A 2,118-nucleotide genomic window follows, 5' to 3' on the forward strand; every position below is an offset into this window, starting at 1 on the left:
GAACTGCTCCGGCGCTCGATGGAGGCGTGAAGGCCGCCAGGCCGCTTGTCGGGGAAGCGGCCTGGCGACGTTGCCACATCAGTAGTAGTAGATTCCCTCGTCGTCGCGCCAGGTGCCGGGCGGGCAGATCCCGACGATCCACCACGAGCCCTCGCCGATGAGGTTGCTGTAGTAGGTGACTCCGCCACAGGTCATCCAGGCCTGGATGTACTGGCCGGAGAACACGTCACAGGACCAGACCGCACCGTTGCTGTAGCGGGTCGGGGGGAAGCACAACGCCTGGACTCCCACGCCGCGCGGCGTGGGAGCCTTCCCGGTGGCCGACACCGTCCACGGGGCGGTGTTCGCGTCGCGCGTGTCGGCCTGCGCCGGAACGGTGGCGGCGAGCGAACCGATGGCCAGGGCGGCGGTCATCGCCGCCCCCACCAGTGGCCGGCGGATCCGGGCAAGGATGGACGGGCTGGACATCTGTCGTACCTCCTCGGGTCGGACAGCGGGGTGGGCGCGCGGTGAGTCTGTGCCGCAACGCATTCGTGGCGCTGTGGTGATGCTTGCGTTGGCTGGTCGGAGTCGCTAAGACAGGTGCGGGCGCTGCGCGAAGGGGACCGGCATGGCGGTGGAATTCCGGCTGCTCGGCGATGTTGAGGCCGTCATCGACGGTGCACGGGTCCCCGTCGGCTACGCGCAGCTTCGCTGCGTGCTCGCCGCGCTGCTGGTGGAGGCCAACCGGACGGTGCCGGTCGACCAACTGGTGGACCGGGTCTGGGGCGATCGCCGGATGCCGCACCGCCCGCGCAACGCGTTGCAGCACGGGGTGACCCTGTTGCGCAACGCCCTCGCCGGATCCCCGGACGTCACGATCACCTGGCGCTCGCCCGGATACCGGTTGACCGCCGACCCGGCCACGATCGACCTGCACCGGTTCCGCGATCTGTTGCGCCAGGCCAGAAGCGCCCCGGACGACCGGGCCGCCGCACTGCTGGCGCAGGCCTTGAACCAGTGGCGGGGCGAACCGTTCGGCGGGCTGGACTTCGGCTGGCTGCGGTCCCTGCGGGAGGCCCTGCACCGGCAGCATCTCGGCGCCCGGCTGGATCTCACCGACATCGAGCTGCGCCGGGGCCGGCACGCCGAGGTGGTCGGCGAGCTCGCCGAATGGGTCGGGCGGCATCCGCTGGACGAGCGCCTGGCCGGCCAGTACCTGACCGCGCTGTGCCGCACCGGCGCTCAGGCGCAGGCGCTGGTGCACTACGAGAACCTGCGCCGGCAGCTCGCCGAGCAGCTCGGCGCCGATCCCAGCGCACCGCTGCGCGAACTGCACACGCGGATCCTGGCCGACGATCCGGTGCTCGCCCCGCCGGCCGGCCCCGGCCGGGTCGTGCCGGTCGCGGTGCCACGCCAGCTTCCGGCCCGGCCCCGGCAGTTCGTCGGCCGTGGCCGCGAGCTCACCTGGCTGCACTCGGTGTCGGGCGGTGGCCCGGCGATCGCCGTGATCGGGGGCGCCGGCGGGATCGGCAAGACGTGGCTGGCCCTGTGCTGGGCCTACCAGGCACTGCACCGGTTTCCCGACGGCCAGCTGCACGTCAACCTGCGCGGGTTCGACCCGTCGGGCGAACCCCTGTCACCCGCGTCCGCGCTGCGCGGGTTCCTCGAAGCCCTCGGGGTCGCACCCGGCGCCATTCCGTCCGATGTGGACGCTCGGGCCGCGCTGTACCGCAGCCTGGTCGCCGGCCGGCGCATGCTCGTCCTGCTGGACAACGCCCGGGACGCCGAGCAGGTCGTCCCGCTGCTGCCGGGCGGCGACACCTGCACCGTCCTGGTGACCAGCCGGCAGCGGCTCACCGGCCTGGTCGTCGCGCACGGCGCGCGGCCGGTCGAGCTGGAGGTGCTGCGCGAGCGCGAGGCCCGCGAACTGCTGGCCGGCCAGCTCGGCGCGGCCCGGCTCGCCGCCGAGCCGGGGGCCGCCACCGAACTGCTGGACTTCTGCGCCGGCCTGCCGCTGGCGATCAGCATCGTGGCCGCCCGGATCGCCGTCCAGCCCGAGCTTTCGCTCGCGGTGCTGGCCGGCGAGCTGCGCGGGCTGCACCGGCAACTGGACGTCCTGGACACCGGGGACACCGC

Annotated in this window: 2 protein-coding genes; one reads left to right on the plus strand and one right to left on the minus strand. The window is 73.3% G+C overall.

Annotated elements, in window-relative coordinates; all coding sequences use genetic code 11:
* Positions 1-78: 78 nt before the first annotated feature.
* Complete coding sequence (locus tag VFO68_RS13280; RefSeq protein WP_325158557.1) at positions 79-468, minus strand: hypothetical protein; 390 nt, start codon at positions 466-468, stop codon at positions 79-81.
* 142 nt (positions 469-610) lie between these two features.
* Here VFO68_RS13280 and VFO68_RS13285 point away from each other — a divergent pair.
* Positions 611-2,118: AfsR/SARP family transcriptional regulator (locus tag VFO68_RS13285; protein ID WP_325158558.1), on the plus strand; the 1,508-nt coding region annotated here is incomplete at its 3' end.

Origin of the sequence: Actinophytocola sp. (assembly GCF_035712165.1) — a bacterium.
GTDB lineage: Bacteria > Actinomycetota > Actinomycetes > Mycobacteriales > Pseudonocardiaceae > DASYTH01.